General features: G+C 49.7%; 19 protein-coding genes. 7 read left to right on the forward strand and 12 right to left on the reverse strand.

Going from position 1 to position 20742, the window contains the following annotated elements; genetic code table 11:
- Positions 1-112 precede the first annotated feature (112 nt).
- The 10 genes from MHB84_RS07520 to MHB84_RS07565 all read right to left on the reverse strand — a co-directional run bounded on the left by MHB84_RS07520 (position 113) and on the right by MHB84_RS07565 (position 10870).
- Positions 113-715, reverse strand: coding sequence for an ABC transporter ATP-binding protein (locus MHB84_RS07520; RefSeq protein WP_076290245.1), 603 nt, complete (start codon positions 713-715; stop codon positions 113-115).
- The gene (locus tag MHB84_RS07525; protein ID WP_076290246.1) at positions 705-1661 is read right to left on the reverse strand and encodes an ABC transporter ATP-binding protein; all 957 of its coding nucleotides are present in this window, start codon (positions 1659-1661) and stop codon (positions 705-707) included. Before MHB84_RS07525 ends, MHB84_RS07520 begins: the two co-directional genes overlap by 11 nt.
- Before the next feature lie 2 nt (positions 1662-1663).
- Complete coding sequence (locus MHB84_RS07530; protein ID WP_083678978.1) at positions 1664-2647, reverse strand: ABC transporter permease subunit; 984 nt, start codon at positions 2645-2647, stop codon at positions 1664-1666.
- Positions 2644-3639 carry an ABC transporter permease gene (locus MHB84_RS07535; protein ID WP_076290247.1) on the reverse strand — a complete coding sequence of 332 codons (996 nt, stop codon included), beginning with the start codon at positions 3637-3639 and terminating at the stop codon, positions 2644-2646. Before MHB84_RS07535 ends, MHB84_RS07530 begins: the two co-directional genes overlap by 4 nt.
- A gap of 41 nt (positions 3640-3680) precedes the next feature.
- Positions 3681-5327: an ABC transporter substrate-binding protein gene (locus MHB84_RS07540; RefSeq protein WP_076290248.1), complete on the reverse strand. Its 1647-nt coding sequence runs from the start codon at positions 5325-5327 to the stop codon at positions 3681-3683.
- A 345-nt stretch (positions 5328-5672) separates the two neighbouring features.
- A complete protein-coding gene (gene nikR, locus MHB84_RS07545) occupies positions 5673-6146 on the reverse strand; it encodes a nickel-responsive transcriptional regulator NikR (protein WP_076290249.1) in 474 nt (157 codons plus the stop codon).
- Between the two features lie 108 nt (positions 6147-6254).
- Complete coding sequence (locus tag MHB84_RS07550; protein ID WP_341143022.1) at positions 6255-7121, reverse strand: hypothetical protein; 867 nt, start codon at positions 7119-7121, stop codon at positions 6255-6257.
- A 462-nt stretch (positions 7122-7583) separates the two neighbouring features.
- Positions 7584-9632 carry a hypothetical protein gene (locus MHB84_RS07555; RefSeq protein ID WP_341143023.1) on the reverse strand — a complete coding sequence of 683 codons (2049 nt, stop codon included), beginning with the start codon at positions 9630-9632 and terminating at the stop codon, positions 7584-7586.
- On the reverse strand, positions 9586-10488 hold the full coding sequence (locus MHB84_RS07560; RefSeq protein ID WP_076290252.1) for an ABC transporter ATP-binding protein: 903 nt from the start codon (positions 10486-10488) through the stop codon (positions 9586-9588). The genes MHB84_RS07555 and MHB84_RS07560 overlap by 47 nt, the downstream gene beginning before the upstream one ends.
- Positions 10481-10870 (reverse strand): GntR family transcriptional regulator, encoded by a 390-nt coding sequence (locus MHB84_RS07565; protein WP_053783970.1) that lies wholly within the window; start codon positions 10868-10870, stop codon positions 10481-10483. The genes MHB84_RS07560 and MHB84_RS07565 overlap by 8 nt, the downstream gene beginning before the upstream one ends.
- Before the next feature lie 476 nt (positions 10871-11346).
- Here MHB84_RS07565 and MHB84_RS07570 point away from each other — a divergent pair, with 476 nt between their 5' ends.
- Together MHB84_RS07570 and MHB84_RS07575 are read left to right on the forward strand one after the other, a co-directional pair.
- The gene (locus MHB84_RS07570; protein ID WP_076290253.1) at positions 11347-12219 is read left to right on the forward strand and encodes a futalosine hydrolase; all 873 of its coding nucleotides are present in this window, start codon (positions 11347-11349) and stop codon (positions 12217-12219) included.
- Positions 12216-13058: a 1,4-dihydroxy-6-naphthoate synthase gene (locus MHB84_RS07575; protein WP_063568235.1), complete on the forward strand. Its 843-nt coding sequence runs from the start codon at positions 12216-12218 to the stop codon at positions 13056-13058. Before MHB84_RS07570 ends, MHB84_RS07575 begins: the two co-directional genes overlap by 4 nt.
- 291 nt (positions 13059-13349) lie before the next feature.
- Here the strand turns inward: MHB84_RS07575 and MHB84_RS07580 are convergent, their stop codons facing one another.
- Positions 13350-13970 (reverse strand): pyroglutamyl-peptidase I, encoded by a 621-nt coding sequence (locus tag MHB84_RS07580; protein ID WP_076290254.1) that lies wholly within the window; start codon positions 13968-13970, stop codon positions 13350-13352.
- Between the two features lie 21 nt (positions 13971-13991).
- Positions 13992-14993 carry a Gfo/Idh/MocA family protein gene (locus MHB84_RS07585; RefSeq protein WP_076290255.1) on the reverse strand — a complete coding sequence of 334 codons (1002 nt, stop codon included), beginning with the start codon at positions 14991-14993 and terminating at the stop codon, positions 13992-13994.
- A gap of 228 nt (positions 14994-15221) precedes the next feature.
- Here MHB84_RS07585 and MHB84_RS07590 point away from each other — a divergent pair, with 228 nt between their 5' ends.
- From MHB84_RS07590 to MHB84_RS07610, 5 genes are all read left to right on the forward strand, one after another.
- The gene (locus tag MHB84_RS07590; RefSeq protein WP_076290256.1) at positions 15222-15962 is read left to right on the forward strand and encodes an ABC transporter ATP-binding protein; all 741 of its coding nucleotides are present in this window, start codon (positions 15222-15224) and stop codon (positions 15960-15962) included.
- Between the two features lie 9 nt (positions 15963-15971).
- On the forward strand, positions 15972-16721 hold the full coding sequence (locus MHB84_RS07595; protein ID WP_064640349.1) for an ABC transporter permease: 750 nt from the start codon (positions 15972-15974) through the stop codon (positions 16719-16721).
- A gap of 33 nt (positions 16722-16754) precedes the next feature.
- Positions 16755-18473 carry a helix-turn-helix domain-containing protein gene (locus tag MHB84_RS07600; RefSeq protein ID WP_076290257.1) on the forward strand — a complete coding sequence of 573 codons (1719 nt, stop codon included), beginning with the start codon at positions 16755-16757 and terminating at the stop codon, positions 18471-18473.
- A gap of 202 nt (positions 18474-18675) precedes the next feature.
- The gene (locus MHB84_RS07605) at positions 18676-19647 is read left to right on the forward strand and encodes a FecCD family ABC transporter permease (RefSeq protein ID WP_076290449.1); all 972 of its coding nucleotides are present in this window, start codon (positions 18676-18678) and stop codon (positions 19645-19647) included.
- A gap of 2 nt (positions 19648-19649) precedes the next feature.
- Positions 19650-20666, forward strand: a complete 1017-nt coding sequence (locus MHB84_RS07610) for a FecCD family ABC transporter permease (RefSeq protein ID WP_076290258.1) — start codon at positions 19650-19652, stop codon at positions 20664-20666.
- The last annotated feature ends 76 nt before the right edge of the window (positions 20667-20742 follow it).

A 20742-nucleotide genomic window follows, 5' to 3' on the forward strand; every position in this document is an offset into this window, starting at 1 on the left:
GTTCGGTAAAATTGCAAAAGGGGCTGTCCCTGTAGTCAAATCCATGATTAATGTTCATGATGGACTACTCGGACACCCCTTTTATATTGGAAAACGGTTTATACACCATAAGCTATGAAGTTGGCATCTGCACAATCCGATCGCATAACCTGTCCAGTAACTCCCGATCATGGCTGATGATCAACAGTCCCAGGTTGCACTGACGCGCGATATTCATCACGGTATGCCAGATCTGTGCCTGTGTGATCGCATCCAGCATGGTGGTCATCTCATCAGCGATCACGTAACGAGTTGCTGTGCCGAGTGCACGTGCAACGCAGAATCGTTGCAATTCTCCGCCTGACAACTCACCGGGCCTTCGATCCAGCCAATTCGTCTGGATACCCAAGTCATTGAGCAGCTCCTGATCCTCGATCATGGCTTCCTTCAAGACACGGCGCATTCGCCAGCGTGGATTCACCGCTTTCTCCGGATGCTGGAATACAAGTTGGACCGGACAGGCCCCGGTTTTGGGCAGCGGTTTCCCATCCAGCAGCACTTGACCTGCCAACGGTTCCACATACCCTGCAAGGATACGCCCCAGACTTGTTTTTCCACACCCACTGGGCCCCCACAAGCCAACGACCTCCCCCTGCTGTATTTTCATATTTATATCCTGAAGTACCCAAGCGTCTTTACCATAACGATACCCTGTCTTTCTAGCTTCAAGTGGCATGAACGCACCTCACTTCCCCACCACGAACTTTGCGCAGCTCAGGACGTTCGTTCGTGCAAGCCATGGTCGCTCCAATGCAGCGTGGTGCAAATGAGCATCCTTCTACCTGCTGCCGACCTGCTGCAGGCTGGGTACCAGACAGATGTTGAAAATCATTTTGCGGCAATGCATTCCAGAGCGCCTTCGTGTATGGATGTCTTAATCTTTCGCCCTTTCCCGTAAAATCACAAACCTGCGCCGTCTCCACATTGGAGCCTGCGTAAAATACGGATATGCGGTCTGCTGCCGTCAAAGCAGTCGTAATATCATGGGTAATCCAAAGGATGCCGACGCCTTCATTGGCCAGTTGTCGAAATTGCTTCATCGTTTCAGCCAGCACTTCGGGATGAATGCCAGGTGTGGGCTCATCTGCAATAATGAGCTTCGGATCACCGGAGGTGGCCGTTGCCATCAACACCCGCCGAGCCATGCCACCTGACAGCTCAAACGGATATTTGCCCGACGTGCCCTGAGGCAATCCATAACGTCTCGTCAGTTCCTGCTCTGCCTTTTGCATCGTGGATCGGAGCGTCGATCGGTGCTTACGCCCTGTCTTTTGGCTTACAGGTTGAACCTGCCTGCCCACCTTCAACAACGGATCCAAATAACTGACCGATTGGGGAATGTACACCATTTTATCTCCACGCAGATGAAGCTTCCGGTCCATGGTCAAGGGTTCGCCTGCATAGCTAATCCGGCCTTCTATCGTCGCATTGGCAGGAAGAATGCCCATTATTGCCTGCGCCAACACACTTTTGCCTGATCCACTTGCCCCTACGACAGCGACAATCTCCCCTTCATTAACAGACAGATTCAGATCCTGAATAACTTGGGTCTCCTCGTGCCCAAACCATCCCCGAGCACGCCGGAACGAAACCGATACTTCCTCCACTTCAAGAAGCGCCATGTCTACACCACCTCCCTTGAACTGCCGGTTCCCGTTAATGTCTTCAGACTACCGCCCAACACATCAAACGCACGAACAACCAACAATAATGCGAGACCTGGGAAAAAGGCCAACCACCACATCCCTGCGGACAAATATCTCATCGACTCTGATAAAATAATACCGATCGCTGGCTGCTGCGGTGACAGCCCCAACCCCAGAAACGTAATCGCTGCCTCATGCAGAATGGCATGAGGGAAGATCAGCAGCACTCCCACGAATAGCTGCGGGATCAGATGAGGCAGCATGTGTTGCACCGCAATACGAATTCGCGAATGACCCAATCTGCGTGAGATGTGAATATATTCTGCTGATCTCAGCTGAATCATCTCTGCCCTTACAATCCGGGCCAGATTCGGCCAATGAGTCAGGGCAATGGCTAACGTCACCCCAGGCAACCCTCCACCGAACACAAATGCTAGCATTACCAGCGACACCAAGTGGGGAACACTCAGAAAGAGGTCTATGATCCATGAAATGACCCGGTCCACAGCTTTCCCTGAAGCAGCAGCAAGACCCAGAAAAAGTGCGATAAGGCCGCCGCCACAAGCCGCCAGTAATCCCACCTGAATGCTCGTTGCCAATCCTTTCAATGTGCGCAAGAACATATCTCGTCCTAGCCAATCCGTACCGAAAGGATGTGCCCAGGCTGGAGCCAGATTCCGATCCATTAATGAGGTCAGCGTCGATTCTGCGGGAAGCAGTCTGCCTGTTAGCCACACGATGGCAATCCAGATCACACCTAGGCCACCCCAGATTATCGCCCATTTGCGCGGATTACGAAAACGAGGAATACCGCCACCTGAATAACCTTTCCCACCATGAGTACGTGGATGTACTGGCCTCCAATTTCTCTTGTTCCCCGCCTCACTTTTGGTAGAGTTAACTTTCAGATGCTGTGTAGTCTGAGCCGCAGGCCGGGAGGGACGTTCTAATGTCTGTTTCATCCTATAGCCTCCTCCTTCATGCGCGGATCAATGATACGGTACAGAATATCGGCCAGCATATTGCCTGTAAACACAAATATCGCACTGCACAGCACAAGTCCCAGCAGCAGCGGCACATCACCGCGTAATCCAGCCTGGACTGTTGCTTGCCCCAATCCGGGATAGGAAAACACTTGCTCCGCAAGCACAGCTCCACCGAACAATTCACTAAATGAAGCAAATTGCAGCGTCAAAGCTGGCAGTACCACATGTCTGAACCCATGACGACGAAACAGTTGAACACCTCTCTCACCTCGTGCCCTCGCAAAAAGAATATAATCGGAGTCCAGCACATCCACGAGCTTCTGCCGGGTATGTAAGGCAATAGCGGCTACGCCCGTCAGACTCAACGTCAGCGCAGGCAGAATCATGTGCAAGGCCCGATCTCCCCATGTCACTTGATCTGCTGCCATGCCCGCAGGTACACCAAGTCCGATTGGCAGCCAGCCAAGCCATACACCGAATACCATGAGCAGTAACAGCGCAATCCAGAATACCGGTGTGGAAGCCAGTGTGTAACAGTACCAACAGATCAGACGATCCAGCCGCGAATCCCGCCTCATAGCAGCAGCGACACCCAGACCGAATCCAATCAGACCGGATAACACCCAGGCCACCGCCATAAGAGCGACAGAATTCATGAATCGTTCCTGGATGATGTCCGCAACCGGCTGTCTATAGATCATCGATGTTCCCAGATCGCCCTGAACTAGTGCCTGCCCCCAAGAAAACAGCCGTTCTACGGGTGAATCATTGAGTCCCCAACGTTCTTCAATAAGACTGCGTTGTTCTGCGCTCACCCTGATCATATCTCCACCAATGTAAGCCTCCACCGGGTCCACTGGAGAGAACTGCATTAATATAAAAGACACCACGCTGACTCCTGCCAGCAAAGATAACAGCCGCAGCATTTTAAATCCGACAAATCTGGCCCATCCCATCCTGTCCTCCATCCAATCTCTCCCCAATTCAGGCTAAAGCTACCGCAGCGTTTCTATTTCAATTCTTCCTCCCAGGACCATTCTTCCAGGTTGGATGTCACAGGCCACCCATGACCATGTGGATGGATCTGCTGTTCACCTATATTTAAACCACTCTTCACCAAATACAGATGATCAATGTTCACCAGCCATGCCCATGGCGCATCGCCTTGGTAACTAAATCCTGTCGATCCATCCCACTCCGCTTTCTGCCAGAAGGGCAGTGCCTCTTCTTCCGTTGTCGCTTGGAGAGCTTGTTGCATCCAGTTGTCCACAGTTGGGTTACTGTACAATCCAGTGTTGTAGTAACCTTCCCCTTTATGGGTACTACTGTAGAGGTTGTATGTCTCAAGCGGATCATGACTTCCCCACCCAAATAATACGGCATTAGTATAGGCTAGCTTTTTCGTCTCTTCCCTGCTCTTTCCCTCTACATTGACCTTGATCCCTGCCTGGGCCACCATATCCGCAGCAGCCAGCGCTAAAGATTGTCTCGTTAGATCCCCTGCAAAATAAATCAGATTGAACTCGGCCTTTATGCCGTTTTTTTCTACAATTCCATCACCATCTGTATCCACCCAGCCGCCATCAGCCAGAATCCGCTTCGCTTCATCCGGATTCGCATCTGCAAAAACAGAATCCGGATTGCTCCACGGCAGGTCGTCGCTGACCGAGTAGGCTGGACGACCTTGCCCCTCCAGTACCCCCTCCACCAATGCAGTGCGATCAATCGCGACATTTACCGCTTTTCGAATGGAGATATCGGATGTAACATCATTGCCTGCCGGCAGGCCGTCACCAGACTTAGCTCCTGCGGGTTGCATCGGGAACATGATGCCCCGGTTATCGACTGTTTTCACTGATTCCAGCTTCATGCCGCTCACCTGCTGCTTGCTGAATGCCGCCGGGATAGCCGCAATATCGACTGTTCCGGCTTGCGCCGCTGCAAAGGCTGCATCCTCATCCAGATAGAGGAACGTCAGTTTATGGAATGTGGACTTTTTCCCGTAATATTGTTCGTTAGCCTCGACGATCGCCTGCTGACCCTTATCCCACTGCACCAGCTTGTATGGACCAGACCCAACCGGATGCTCGGCATAATCAGGACCATAGGCGTGCTCAGGCACAATACCGAGTGTAGTCAGAAGACTGATAAACGTGGACTGCGGCGACTTTAATGTAAAGACGACAGTTGTTGTATCCGGTGCTTCCACATCAGCCATATTGGTCAGATCAATGATCGAACCGCTCTTGGCAGCCGTTTCAAACGTAAATCTGACATCTTCGGCCGTCAGTGGCTCACCATCAGAGAACTTTACATCATCCCGGAGTGTGACGGTCCAAGTCAGCCCATCTTCACTGACGGAATGCTCTGTCGCCAGATCATTGACCAGTTGAAGCTTGGCATCCCTTTTCAGCAAAGTGCTCTGAAAGAGCGGCGAACCGTACTGTCCCCAACCTGTAGTGGGATCAAATCCACCTTCCGGTTCCGTGCCAACGGCCAGCACCAATTCGTCTTTGGGAAGAGAAGCCGCCGCCTGATGGACGCTCTCTGTTATTGAGGATGTCCCCTGTGTACATCCCGACAGTCCAACTGTACATATCAGTAAAATGCCTACTCCCGCTCTAACTGATCGTTTCCCCCATGAAAATCTGCGCATTTACGTTGTTCCCCCTCTAATTTTTACGATTCAATCCAATTCCGTGTTACTTTTTTTGAAAATTGTAGCACAAAATAGATTTATTGTGTCAACAAACTTAACTTCAAAATCCATTTATTTTCATTTATAGGGAATTTAAATGAGATTAACAGAGGTATAAATAGACGACACCCTGATTGGAGTCAGGTATTATAACAACACAAAAAAACAACAGATTATCGGTATTGGACCAATAATCTGCTGTTCTAAATACGTGCTATGGACAAAGTGGGCTAAAGCCAATGAATCGGTTATTGAATTTTTAAAAGTTAATCCGTTGAGGAATCAGGATGATGGTGATGATTATTAATTTTGGCTGTGATCATGATTGTGAGGACTGTGGTGGCTTGCCATTTTGTTGAGCTCATCCACATACGTTACGGACAGCTCTGCATACAGTACTCCTTTTTGAACCTGGATCTGCTGATGCAGATGACGCAATCGTCCTAGGTTGCCCCGTACCGCAATGACCTCCAGACACTGATCATGGTTCAGGTGCACATGCATATTGGAGATGATGTCATGGTGCGCCTCGTGCTGCAGCTCCATTAATCGAATAGGAAGATCACTGATATGGTGGTCATACACCATCACAATGGTTCCAGCTACATCCTGCTCGGAATGCAATGCAGAGGGCTCCAGCAATGTTTTACGGACCAAATCACGAAAAGCTTCCGAACGGTTCTTGTATCCCTGCTCTTCAATATATCTGTCAAACTGTTCGATCAGAGGCGTGGGAAATGCCACACCGAACCGGGTCAAATCTTCTTTGTCTGCCATTCATATCCTCCTGCCGCCTCGTTTGCTTCGAGTGTACCACAGTACTGTCTTCTCATCGACTATACTGTTATTTCTCGGTAGCGACAAAAAGGATAATGTAGCTCGCTTTTATTTAGGTCTCTTGGTCAGTTCCTGTCTGACTTTGGCATAGGTAGCACTTACCTTCTGTTCCAGTGTATAGATATGTTGTTTGGAGCCTGCCCATTTCTCCGCTGCTGCGGATAAGGAGTTCAACGAGCTTAATACGCGTGATGACTGGCCTAGTTTTGTACTCTGTTTAAACTGCTGCAACGCGTTTGAATATCGCTCTTTCGATAGGCTCGCCTGTTTTTTGCCCGTTTGAATCTGCTTCTTCACCGGATCAGCTCCAGCCAGTAAAGTACGCAACCGTTTCACTTCTGCGCTCTTTCGTTTGCGGGCTTCGGCAAGCTCCTTTTTCTTGAAACGAATGTCTTGTCGGGCAAGCTGAACAACTGGTTTCAACGTATCCGATTGGGTGCGAATAGCCGCACTCCACTCCTTGTTTTTGATCGCTTTGGCAGCATCGAGCTGCCTATTCACTGAACTGTACAAGGCAAACAAAGACTCATACCGTGCCTCGGTTTGTTTTACCTTTTCGATTAAACCAGCGATCTTTGCATCATCGATTTGCCTTATACTCACACGTAATTGTTCCAGCTCCTTGGTATTGGCGGCATGAATGGTCTTTGTCTTTTGTTCCCAAGCTTGTTCCTGAGTCGTCCAGTTGCCAACGTTCTCGTACGTTCGTTGCAGGGACAACTTGGTCTGCGAATCGGCCTTGCTCAGCACGGTCTCCCACGCCTTCTGGGCTGTTACGCCAAGCTCAGGACCCGCCGCTTCAGCAGCGGAGGAATAGTAAATCACACTGATACTGAAGATGATGATGAGTCCCAGGCTCATACGGGTCCAAACGTTAGCTCGAAGGTTTGGGCGTGCCCCGTATCGGTTGCTCATGAAACTGGGATTCTTCATGCTCCTCATAGAGGATTGATTCATAGTCTTTTGTTTGTCATCATTTCCCTCAATTATGCGGCTTTGTCTGGCTTGCACTGAACATGAACAATGACCCACCTGATGACTTGCGTTGTCCTCCAAAATTCCAGTTTGCATTCTCTTCTGCTCCCTTCCATATGAATTGATAGTTAGAACCTGCTGGCGTATCTGTGCGGTGATTCAATTACGATCCCTGATATACAAACTGGCAAAAAACAAAAAAAGCACCCGCAAGTCAGGCGTATTGCCTGCTCTTACGGGTGCTTCCCTCATAAGCCGTTCCATATGGGATTCGCCGAAATGGTCATCATCTCGAATCGAACCACTACCTTTTTCTAATATATTCCATGTGTTGTATCTGGTCAAGTCAGATAGAGAAATCAGCATATTTACCGGGAGAACCCTTCCCGCTTGCAGATTATCTTACTGTCCGGCCAGGATGGCCTTCATTTCTTCCGTCATGTCCTCTTCCTTCAGTATCATATAGATGTTCTCCCCGCGGGTGACATTCAATTTGATCTGATAGAGCGTATCTCTCTCTGTTTGATAACCAGACCTTTGACGTTGAAGCAATTCGCTGATAATTTTTTTATTTTTGGTAGCGATCTGTTTGTTGCCACTTAAATTCCCGTCCACATATTCTGACTGAGGGTAAACCATCTGAGGATTTCCGGGACTGTTGATCTCCTGCTTTACAAATTGTGCGGAAGCCACCTCATCTACTGGAAATTCCAATTGCTCGTATAATTTGTTCTCTTTGAGCCAGTGCAGTACCCTATCATAGCTCGGTTTGATCTCAAAGTTCCACATCTCCTTGGGTTGAGAAGGGTCATTCGATGAGGAATCCTGATTCATTTCAGCGTATGCAAAAGACTGCCACGGAGAACGTTGTTCCTCGTAAGTCTGGTCCATAATGTCCTGTTTCAGCAATTCCTTGAATTCACGAACTTGATTCGGATTGCTAATATATACTTTTCGGTATGAACTAACCGTTGAGCGAATGCCAATACTTAGCGCGTCCTCATCCAGCTTATACGTATCAAATGCAAATTTTTTGTAAGCCTGAGACTGCTTCAGCGCCATCAATTCCTGACGAAATTCAGGTTCAGGAATGTAATATTTGCGTTTCATCACCTTGCCGTTATCCAGCTTGTAATTAATAAATACATACTCGTCATTACGCATACCAGGATTGATGGGATCATCCAGCAAAGACAGATCAGAATCCACGATCTTCTGATGAAGAGCAATAACGGCTTTCATATATTCAGAATCACTTGAATAGAAAGGGCCCTCATCCAACTTCGATGAAACACCGTTAGTATAAGTGTATCTCTCTCCACCAAGCTTGATACTGTTGACCTTGTTCAACTCAGGCACTCGTGCAGCATATCCATTCCAACTGGCAACAGGCACGTACAGAATCAATCCGGCCACAATACCATATAAAGCCATCTTGGGCAGCAGCTTGCTGCTCCAGATCAACCATGTCTTGCGAATAATCATCTCGGCAACAATATAACCGACAATTCCACCGAGGATATATCCGAAGATTCCCCACCCCGATGATCCTCTTGGAGCAATAATGGTGAAGTAGGCTCCACTAATTAAAACCAGCGTAAACATTAAACCAAATCGGAATATGGGTTTAACAAGCGTAAACGTCACCGCTTGGGTAGCAGATTCCACCTGTCTCTTCGCATAGAATACGTAAGACAACGGGATGAATAACAGTGTCAATATCGAATAAATAATGAGTTCCCAACCGATCACAGGAGCTCCACTAATCGAAGCCATGCGAAGAACTAAAGATATTTTTTCTGCATTTCGCCCAACCTCATCGTACGGATATCCAAGCAGGTAATGTTGAAGATGCAAGGAAAAAATGAACCATACAACAACAGGCAACAATAGAAGCGCATACACGGTGAGTCCCTGCAACACGGACTGTCCAATGCACATACCAACCACCACGGTCAGCATGAACATAAACAACGAGTAGATGCTCATACTGAGGCCCCACATCCAGATAGAACTACCTTCGAATATAAATGCGGGCTGATCCAGTGCTGCCCATACCCAGCCTGTAATGGCAGTCGTTATCCAGATCGGAAGCAGGATCATCATAAATCCTGTCAACAAATTAACGGTTAACAGATGCTTGCGGCGCAGCGGCAAACTGTGGAACAGATCTGAAGGTGCACCGGATTGCACATACCGGAACAGAAAAATGCCCGCAGCTACCGGGAACGTAATGGCAAACAGAATTTGCACTTCTCCATTCGCCTGAAACAAACTCGTAATTTGCTGTGGTAAATCCCGATACTCTGTACCGATATGGAGCGGTAGCGAAAACAACAACGTGATCAGGTACAAGATGCCGATCCATCCATGCTGCCTGAAATTTTGGAACAGGATGCCCCGGTTACAGAACAATCGGTTGAATATCATATCCTGCATCCTCCATTTCATAGATAAATATTTCTTCCAGCGTCAGCGGCAGCACATCCAGCAGATAGGGATCAAATGCACGGAACCGTTCCGTCACGACCTCGCGATTACCTTTCACAATAAACAGGGATACACTTCCGCGCTTCTCTTCATGTAAAATATTCACCTGTTCGTCCATAGCCTTGGCATGATCAGGATGACGGAAAGCGACCTGAATTTTATGTGTATCAGCCTTCAGATCATCCAGATCTTTCTCTACGATAATCCGGCCCTTGTGCATGATGGCAACATGGTCGCATAGGTCTTCAATCTCACGCAAATTGTGAGACGAGATCAGAATCGTCACCTGACGCTCCGCTGCTTCCTGGAACAGCAGATTTTTGATCTGCTGCCGCATGACCGGATCAAGCCCATCAATTGGCTCATCCATGAGCAGCACTTCAGGCATGCAGCTAAGTCCAAGCCATACGGCTGCCTGACGGCGCATGCCTTTGGACATGCGATGCAGTTTACGTTTCACGTCAAGTTTAAATACACTGCCGAGCTGTACAAAACGCTCCTCATTCCAGCGCGGATAAACTGAACGATAGAAGGCAGCCATCTGATGGATGGACGATTGTGGGAAAAAGTATGGCGCGTCTGCCATAAAAATGGTACGTCCCTTGAGGTCCATATTTTCATATATTTCTTGTCCATCAATGCGAACCGTGCCGCTATCCTGACGATAGATGCCTGCCAGTATTTTGAGCAGCGATGTTTTGCCTGCCCCGTTGGAACCGAGCAAACCGTAGATCGACCCCTTATGTACTTGCATCGTGACTCCATCAACGGCTTTTTCCTGTTCAAATGCCTTAATGACCTGATTCAGCTCAATCATGAGGCTCCCCCTTCTCTATACGGGCCATCGCTTCCTCAAATAAAAGCGTCATATCGGCTTTGCTCAAACCGGAATATGAAGCTTCCGCAATCAGCTTCACCAGAGCGGCTCTGATTTCATCTCTCATGGCTGCATTCGGATGTTCCACGGACGATGATACGAAGCTCCCTTTTCCCTGCAATGAATAGATATAACCTTCACGTTCAAGTTCCCGGTACGCCTTCTGAATCGTATTCGGATTAACCGTAAGCTGCCCGGACAGTGTGCGAACGGAAGGCAACTGCTCATCGGGTTGGAGAACACCGTACACGATCATTTCTTTGATTTTGTCTACTAGTTGCTCATAGATCGCCTTACGGCTGCGTACATCCAATTCGAACATCCCGCACCTCCTCTCTATAAAAGTTGTAATACCCTATTGATGAACGATGACTGTATTTTGAAGTGTATGTATCCAACACTAAGGTGTATTAACTGTACTACTATTATTAATACAGTTAATACAGATTGTCAACCATTTACTTTGACTTCTTATATGATTCGCGTTAGGTTTATATATATGATCAAAGTGACATATAGCCAGGTGAAAATAGATTATTCTGTTATATGAAACGCGTAATTTCAGGGTTCAGACTGGTTCGGGCGGATTGCTACTGTTCGTTAAATCACTTATTCGGCTAAATACGTTCAAAGCTTGTTCTGATCTTTCCCCTTCCGTTATGATGGAGAAGAACGTTGTGCTCGTTCGCTGGTTCACGTGCTCGCTTCGCTCGTGTCAGTACAGTTGTCACTCCGTCTGGCCTATGCGTACATATTTTATAGATGGCTTTATAAAAACCTCATGAGGGAGAATTCGGGATGAATGAACAGAAAAAGAATGATTCTATAGATCGTAATCGCCCAGAAACTGCAAGCGTGTCAAGTAGCTTTGAAACAAACTCGACATCCACAGCTTCGACACAGCGTGTATTAATCGTAACCGCCGTTGATGCGGAAAAAGAGGCTGTACTGCGCGGCCTGGGTGACCAAGCCGCGCACTTTGATGTGTTTGCTGCTGGTGTAGGCCCTGCCTCGGCCGCAGCAGGAACCGCTGCCGCGCTGGCCTTTGCCTCAGCAGCGGCTGGCGCAAATGCGCTGGCGCAGGGCTCCGCCGCGCCAAGCGAACCCGATGCGGCACAAGCATCTGCCGCATCCTCAAGGCCGGGGCCCCTGGCCGGAACCGGACTGACCCCAGCGTACACGCTGGTGGTCAGTGCCGGCATCGGCGGCGGGTTCCCCGGCCGGGCGGACGTCGGCTCACTCGTGGTGGCCGACGCTATGGTTGCCGCCGATCTGGGCTCGCAGACGCCAGACGGCTTCCTCAGCGTGGACGAGCTCGGTTTCGGCTCGTCCCGTGTGGCGGCGGACGCAGTGCTTGCCGCGCGCCTGCGCCATGAGCTGCAGCGGGCAGGGCTCGCAGTCAGCGGAGGCACGGCGGTCACCGTATCCACGGCGACCGGAACTGCCGAGACGGCCGCGGAGCTGCTGCGCCGCGTGCCGGATGCCTCCGCCGAAGGCATGGAAGGCTTCGGCGTAGCAACTGCAGCCCAGCAGTTCGGCATACCAGCACTCGAACTGCGGGCTATATCCAACGCGGTCGGTCCACGCGACCGCGACGCCTGGCGCATCAAGGATGCTCTGGATGCGCTCCAGGCTGCAAGTTCCATTTTACGGGAGGTACTTACATCATGAAAATTGCATTTTCCCCTTGTCCTAACGATACATTTATCTTTCACGCCTGGGTGCATGGACTGATTCCTGGTGCACCTGAGCTTGATGTCCGTTATGCGGACATCGATATTACCAACGGCCTTGCGGCAAATCCGGATGGACCAGATACACCTGAAGTTATGAAAATATCCTATGCAGCACTGCCTTATGTGCTGAATGATTATGCGCTCTTGCCTGCGGGCGGCGCACTTGGCAGAGGATGTGGTCCGCTGGTTCTGACCGCTAACGGTACAACCGATCCAGCCTATCTCTCGGGACGCCGAGTTGCCGTGCCGAGCGAACGTTCAACAGCCTACCTGTTATTCCGTCTCTGGGCAGCACAAAATGTTCCCGGCGGTGTAGGTGAGATTGTCGTTATGCCATTCGACCAGATTATGCCTGCTGTACGGGATGGCAAGATCGATGCAGGTTTGGTTATCCATGAAGCACGTTTCACGTACCAGAATTATGATCTCAAACTTATGACAGATCTCGGTAACTGGTGGGAAAGCGACACGGGCCTGCCAATCCCGCTGGGTGCAATCATCGCCCGTCGTAACCTGGATGCTCACGCTCTTGCAGGTTGGGCACGTGCCTCAGTGGAATACGCTTGGGCGCATCCGGATGAGTCCAAAGCATACGTTATGGAACATGCACAAGAGATGGACCCTGATGTAACTGCGCAGCATATTGGCCTGTACGTTAACGAGTTCAGCGCCAACCTGGGCGATGACGGTTACGGTGCAATTACAGCGTTGCTTGGACGAGCGATGAAAGAAGGACTTGTTCCCGAGTTTGATCTGGATTTGTTACGGATCTAATTCGCCAGCATTAATACAAAACATCAATGAGGCTGTATCAATCTCGTTTTTCTATTTTCTATTGGGGATAAATCTCAGTGAAAAGACAGAAAAAACAAATGAACGGCAAAATAACGATTCTGGAGTTCGTTAGGTTCCATTATCTGCGGAAACCCGCCCATTAGCGTGACTCTATTTCGTTAGATAATACAAAGGGCTGTCCTATAACGTCATATTCATGACAATAGGACAGCCCTTATTAATTTATTCAACGACAAACCAAACCTATACAAAATGTTGATCCAAACTCAATTACTCCGCCACTACCGTGCGAATCATAACCCGCAGAGCATCCAGCATCATGGGGATGGGCAGTGACGGCACCGAAGGCTGAAGCACAGCCATCTCCGTTGAAGCTGGAAAATGTACAAATCCGGCACGAATCGGAAGCTGCTTCAACCGAATATGATCCAGCACCCGGTACATCGTATTGTTGCAAATATACGTGCCTGCCGTATTGGACACCGCAGCCGGGATGCCTGCTGCCCCCATGTTATTCACCATTGCACGAATCGGCAATGTGGAGAACAGGCCATCCGGGCTGCCTTCCACTATGAGCTCGTCCACGGGATTCTGCCCTTGGTTGTCCGCATAGGAGCCAGGAGGAATATCTTTGACATTAACAGCAATCCGTTCAGGTGTAATAGCTGTCCTGCCTTTGGCCAAACCACAGGCGATGACGACATCCGGTTGATAGGATTCCATCTCTGCGATTAGCAGATCCGCACATTCATCGAAGTGTACAGGCAGCAGCACTGTTTTCAGATCCGCTCCCTCTATCACTTCATGCGCAAGTGCCTCCATCAGTTCTCCCGTCGGATTCACAGCATCCCCGCCAAAAGGTTCAAATCCGGAGATCAGAATTTTCACCATCGCTTTTCCACTCCTGTCTATTTACTCGGATTTGTACCGCAGACCCCACTGCCCACGAATCGTGTCCATCAGCTTCATGATTTCCAGGGATTCGTCCAGTTGGATCGTTCTGCTCTCCGTACGTCCTTCCAGGATGCAGCGACCTGCTTCCTCCGCTTCAAACGCATATCCAATACACGTCCGGTCATCGATAAATGTCTCCGGTTCGTCCTGACCGTTCACATGCAGATAAGCTTCTTTGCCTGCCAGGAAAAGTGGTAAACGAATGTACCCTTCCGTGCCATATATGATAGCTTCGTTACTCAAGTTAAGACGAATGGCCCCATTCAGCGATGCAGAACGACCTTCGGAATAAGACAATAGTACGGAGAACTGTTCGTCCACACCCGTCTGTCCAATGTTCGCCGTACTCCACACATGCTGAGGCTGCTCGCCAAAAATCATGGACGCGAAGGAGATCGGATATACCCCTGCATCAAGCAGAGCACCTCCACCCAGATCCGGGTTAAGCAACCTGCCTTCCGGCTCCCAGCCTACGCGGAAACCAAAGTCTGCTTTGACCAAACGTACCTCGCCGATTCTGCCTTCCGCAATCCATGCTCTCGCTTGGGTGATTGGTGGCAGAAAGCGTGTCCACATACCTTCCATAAGAAAAAGATTGCGCTCACGCGCCTTCTCCACCAGTTGCTCCAGCTGACGGGCATTCATCGTAAACGGTTTCTCGCAGAGTACTGCTTTGCCCGCTTCCAGACAAGCAAGTACATTTTCCTTATGTAGCGGATGCGGTGTTGCCACATAAATAATATCCACTTCAGGGTCCTGAAGCATCTCTTCATATGAACCGTAAGCGCGTGCAAAACCATATTCAGCTGCAAACTTCTCTGCGCTTCCGGATGTTCGTGAACCCACCGCCGCTTTTACGGCGTTTCCGGCATGCTCCAGATCTCGTGCGAACTGGGATGCAATCCATCCTGTACCCATAATGCCCCAATTCACTTTGTCCCGTCCAACAACTTTCGTCATCATAAAGCCTCCCCTGATATCAACATATTTTAAAAAGATCACGATCTCGATTAGGCCAACACGGAGTCTTCTTTATTTTACCAAAAAGAACCGCTTGCGTCAGACCCGTTTCATCTCTTACATTCCATGCTCTAAGTTCAATGATCTAATTGAGATTCACTCTCATTTCAATTTTTTCGTATTTTTGCTAAGATGATTGCAGATCACGGATGAAAGGACGACCCGACTTTGTCCACACTTTTAACCATTGATAAACTAGTAAAACGTATCGGTTTAACCGAGCAGCGTATTTTATTTGAACATGTGAACGCAGAAGTGGATCAGGGAGAACGTATTGCCATACTCGGTGCATCCGGCCAAGGGAAGAGCACATTGCTCCGCATTCTCGCCCTGCTGGATATTCCTGATGAAGGAGACCTGATCTGGAAAGGAATTTCTTATCGGGATTCGGACCCTCGTATCTGGCGCACACGCATGACTTATGTCGCACAGCAAGCTGTCATGCTGGCAGGCAGTGTGGAAGATAACCTGAAAACAGTGCATCTGCTTCACAGGCAGCCATACGATCAGGATCTCGCCCGACGCCTGCTTACAGGTATGGGATTGGAGAATCTTGATATTCATAAGCGGGCCATCGACCTCTCCGGTGGGGAGAAACAGCGCATAGCTCTTATTCGTTCCATGATGCTGCGTCCTGAGGTCCTACTGCTGGATGAAGTGACTGCTTCCCTGGATCGGACCAACGCACGCCTGGTGGAAGAGCAATTGACCCGCTGGAGCCAGCAGGAAGGTACTTCGCTCGTCTGGGTTACCCATGATCAGGAACAGGCACAATCATTCAGTACAACCACCTGGTTTATGGGCAATCAGACACTGCTGGAACGCCAGCCGACAGCTCATTTTTTTGACAATCCGGCCACTGACTTGGCCAGACAATTCATTATGCACCCTGCCCCTGCGGCAGAATAAGGAGAAATCATGTCACTCATCGCTTTGAGTTTTACCATTATATTTGTGATGGTCACCATGCTCATCTCTGTCTGGCAGAAGCTTGATCTGGAAAAGGATATTGCTATAGGCACCGTTCGTTCCGCTGTACAGCTGTTGCTTGTCGGATATGTACTTCAATTTATATTTAACTCAGACCACCCCGTTCTTATCATTGCCATTGTCGGATTCATGATAATAGTAGCCTCCATTAATGCTGGCAAACGCGGCAAAGGACTTCGCTGGATTTCCTTGTATATTGCGGCTGCAATTACGGTTACGGAGCTGCTCATGATGGGACTGTTGTTGGGACTTGGGATTGTAGAGCCTACTCCCCAATACATTATTCCATTGAGTGGGATGACCATCGGTAATGCCATGGTAGTGTCCGGGCTGTTCCTGAATCAGATGAAACGCGAGGTCGAGTCCTCCAAAGGAGAGATTGAATCCCTGCTTGCACTGGGCGCAACGCCAAGACGTGCTTTTCAGGACGTATTGAAACGTTCTGTAAAATCCAGCATGATTCCCACGATCGATGGCATGAAAACGGTAGGACTTGTACAGCTTCCTGGCATGATGACAGGCATGATTATTGCGGGTGCTGATCCGGTTGAGGCCGTGCGTTACCAGATTCTGATCGTGTTTGCTTTTACAAGCTCAGCCGCCATTACCAGCATTCTGCTCAGCATGATGACGTACCGACAGTGGTTTACATCGGATATGCGGCTGCGCTCGCTATGATATATCAACCTCGCGAGGAAAGGAGGTCACACCATGTTAACCCATCCAAGCACCAATAATAACCGCAATACCTCCAACACGTTGACCCAACCGGATCACCCGAAACGCACTGATGAATCCATGACACGAACGGAAATGGATGCTTTTCTGAACGATGCGCTGCTTGAACTGCGTCAGGCAGAGCTGGTTACCATGAATACGCATTGGCAATGGAGTCAGACTGAGCTCCCTCACCATACCTTTGTCTACATGCATAAATTCACGGGCAAGCTGGTAGCGAACGGTATCGAATCCCTTGTCACTCGTAAATCCGCCTTCTTGTCTACACCAGGAACTTCTCTGGAGCTTTTCTCTGATGCGGACCATGAGATTGAATTGTATATCATTCATTTCGATCTGTTTCGGGTTGCTGAGAAAACGGAAGAACGACGAATATATGAGCGAGAGCTTGGTTCACCTGTAACAGGGTGGATTCAGGGCCCTTACTATGGGATACAGCGAATAGCCGCACAATTAACAACCGAAGCTTCACAGACCAGCCTGAAAGTGCAGCTGCTTCTGACCGATCTTCTTCATACCCTCTGGCCACAAGAAGGTCCGGTGCATGCGGAAGCACAGGACGAGCCTGAACAATGGCTCAGATCCACCTTGCAGTACATGCGGGAAAACTATATGAACGAAATCAAGCTGGAAAAGCTGGCCGAACTGGCAGGTATGCATCCGTCGTATTATTCACAGCTATTCAAGGGCCGGATGCAGAAAAATCCAATCGAATATATCACTCATTTACGAATGAATCGGGCCAAGGAATTGCTTATGACTTCAGAACTGCGAATTCGTGACGTAGCTCGCCAAGTAGGCTATCGGGACGAATTCTATTTCAGCCGCCGGTTCAGAAATCACGCCGGTTATGCACCAACTTCCTATGCCAAGCAGGTACATCGAAATATCGTCTCACTCTCCTATCCTTACACCGATCACCTGATGACTCTTGGCATCACACCATGTGCAGCGCAGATCCAGGGCCATCTGCCCCATGTTCCCAAATCGTTGACATTGCCATTCCATGCCTATGAACCATGGGAACAGGGACGTCAGGCATTTCTTGATGTGAATCCCGACCTGATTCTGACTAAGGACAACGCCGCCGCTAAGGCGATGGAACATATCGGAGATGTCGCTCCAATCATTACCGTCCCTTGGAATCAGACAGACATGTTTGGTCATTTGCAGAAAATAGCCTCTATCGTGGATCGTACTCAAGCGGCTAAGGAGTGGCTGGATCGGCATGAGCGTAAGGCGGAGCGGGCTCGCAAAAAGATTAGAGATACAGCAGGTCAGGTCACCGTGGCGATCTGTACCTTAACTGCAAAAGGACCGCGCATGTACAGCAATCGCAACTTCGGTCATGTATTTTACCGCAGCCTGCAGCTGTCACCTCCAGATCGAATTCAGAAAGAACTGACAGGCAAACCTGAAGGTGTGGGATTCAACTGGATGTCCTTCACGCCTGGAGAATGGGATGGCCTCGAAGCGGATGTGCTGCTGATTGCGGTTACGTCTATGCACGAACGTACTACTCTGTTACAGCAGATTACTGTTGATCCGTTGTGGGAAAACTATCCTGCGGTAAAAGCTGGGCGTGTGCATGTCATAGACTGGAATTCATGGGTGGTATACGCTCCGTATTCCATCAACATCCAGCTCGATGAAGCGCTCTCTATGTTGACGAACAAACCAGCATTTCTGTAATCTAAAAAATGTCCATCTCTATAATCTTAATTTATGCCATGTACGGGCCTGAATTAAGATTTTATAATGTTCACTAATTGATAATGATAATCAATAACAACAGCAATGCGTTGTTGGTACCAAAGGAGTGACCCGCATTCAACATCCGGGATTGTCACAACGTCCATCCAAATCACGAAAATCCGCAGTGACGGTTGGCCTGATGTTTTTGGCGGCCATTGCCGCACTGCTGCTTAGTATGTTTGTCGCCATTTCTCTTGGTGCCAAGGGACTGACACTGGAAACCGTATGGACTGCTATATTTCAGTACAACCCGGCTTTGACGCCGCATCAGATTATTCACGAACTACGGCTGCCACGTGTCATTGCTGCTGCTGTCATTGGCGCAGCCTATGCTGTGGCGGGAGCGCTCATGCAGGGAATCACACGTAATCCGCTGGCAGATACCGGCATTCTGGGGATCAATGCAGGCGCTACCTTTGTCGTGGCGCTCAGCTTCGCCTTCTGGCCGGGATTGCCTTACGGCTGGATTATGTTCCTGTCATTTGCAGGGGCTGTGCTTGGCACGCTGCTCATTTTCCTGCTGGGAATGGCGGCCCCTGGAGGGCTGACATCCATCAGGCTTACCGTTGCGGGTGCCGTTATTGCAGCCATGCTGAGTTCGCTCAGCACTGGTGTCGCCATATATTTTGACTTGAGCCAGGATTTGGCCTTCTGGTATGCGGGTGGTTTCGGGGGGATTGAATGGCGGCATCTGAAGTTGATTCTGCCTGTTCTACTGGTTACTCTCGTGCTCACTTTACCTATGGCCCGTCGGATATCTCTCATGTCGCTAGGAGAAGAAGTTGCGATTAATCTCGGAATCAATCTCCGCTGGACCAGGCTGTTTGCCTTGACGGCGGTTGTTGTGCTGGCTGGCGTATCCGTTTCTGCTGTAGGCTCGATCGGCTTTGTTGGACTGGTCATTCCACATATTTCTCGCAAATTGGTTGGCGTGGATTATCGACTCATCATTCCGATGTCCTCCCTGCTCGGAGCCGTCTTGCTGGTGCTCGCCGATCTGGGATCACGCATTGTGAACCCGCCTCAGGAACTGGCAGTAGGCATTATGGTCGCCTTTGTCGGTGTACCCTTCTTCCTCTATCTGGCCCGTAAAGAAAGGAGGGCCCTATAGCGATGAACACCAATGCACCTTCACGAGGTAAACGTTCCATAGCGGTCAGCGTTGCGCTGCTCTGTATCGCCTGTGCCGTTATCGTTATCAGCCTCAACTCGGGAACAATTCGCCTGTCACCAATAGCCGTGCTTCACACCCTGCTTGGCTATGGAACGCCGGATGATCAGATTGTATTGTTCGACTATCGACTGCCACGCATTCTGGTTACTGTGCTCGCCGGAGCGGGACTCGGTGTGGCTGGTGCAGCGTTGCAAGGCATTACACGCAATCCATTGGCCGATCCGGGCATCCTCGGCTTGCATGCAGGAGCGGCTTTTGGATTGATGGTATTCGTAAGCTTCTCCCATTCCATGAATGGTTCGGTTGCCTTGCTGATTCCGTTGTTTGCTTTTGCAGGCAGTGTCGCCGCGGCATTAATTATCATGCTGCTATCCTATGACCAACATAACGGAGTATCCCCCATTAAGCTTATTCTGGTGGGTATTGCCGTAGCAGCCGGTTTCCATGCCCTGACGCTCTATCTGTCCCTGCGTTTGGATGAAGACACCTATTCCTTCGCCGCCCGCTGGCTGGCAGGTAGCGTCTGGGGCAGAGATTGGGTACATGTTCAGGCGCTGCTTCCATGGGTTGTGCTGTGCATCTCGTACATATGGAGCCGCTCCAAAACGCTGGATGCCTTCAATCTGGGAGATGCTGCCGCGACCAGTATTGGTACACCCGTCAGATCCCAACGCGTTATTTTACTATTGTGCACGGTAGCATTGTCTGCCGTCAGTGTGTCCATGGCTGGCGGGATCGGATTCATTGGTCTGGCGGCGCCGCATCTGGCCCGCAGACTGGTTGGCCCGATGCATCGCCATCTGATCCCAGCCGCAGGACTCATCGGCATGTTGATCCTGGTTGCCGCCGATACGGTTGGGCGAACGATCTTTCAGCCCAATTCTATTCCGGCAGGTGTTGTGGTCGCGGCGATAGGCGCACCTTACTTTTTATACCTGCTGGTACGAACCAAGTAATGGCTTTATCGGAACAATCCGAAAAATTTCACCGGTACACCCAACATAAAAACGACATCCATGAGATGTTCAAGGA

It is taken from the genome of Paenibacillus sp. FSL F4-0087 (assembly GCF_038020215.1).
GTDB classification, from domain to species: domain Bacteria; phylum Bacillota; class Bacilli; order Paenibacillales; family Paenibacillaceae; genus Paenibacillus; species Paenibacillus taichungensis.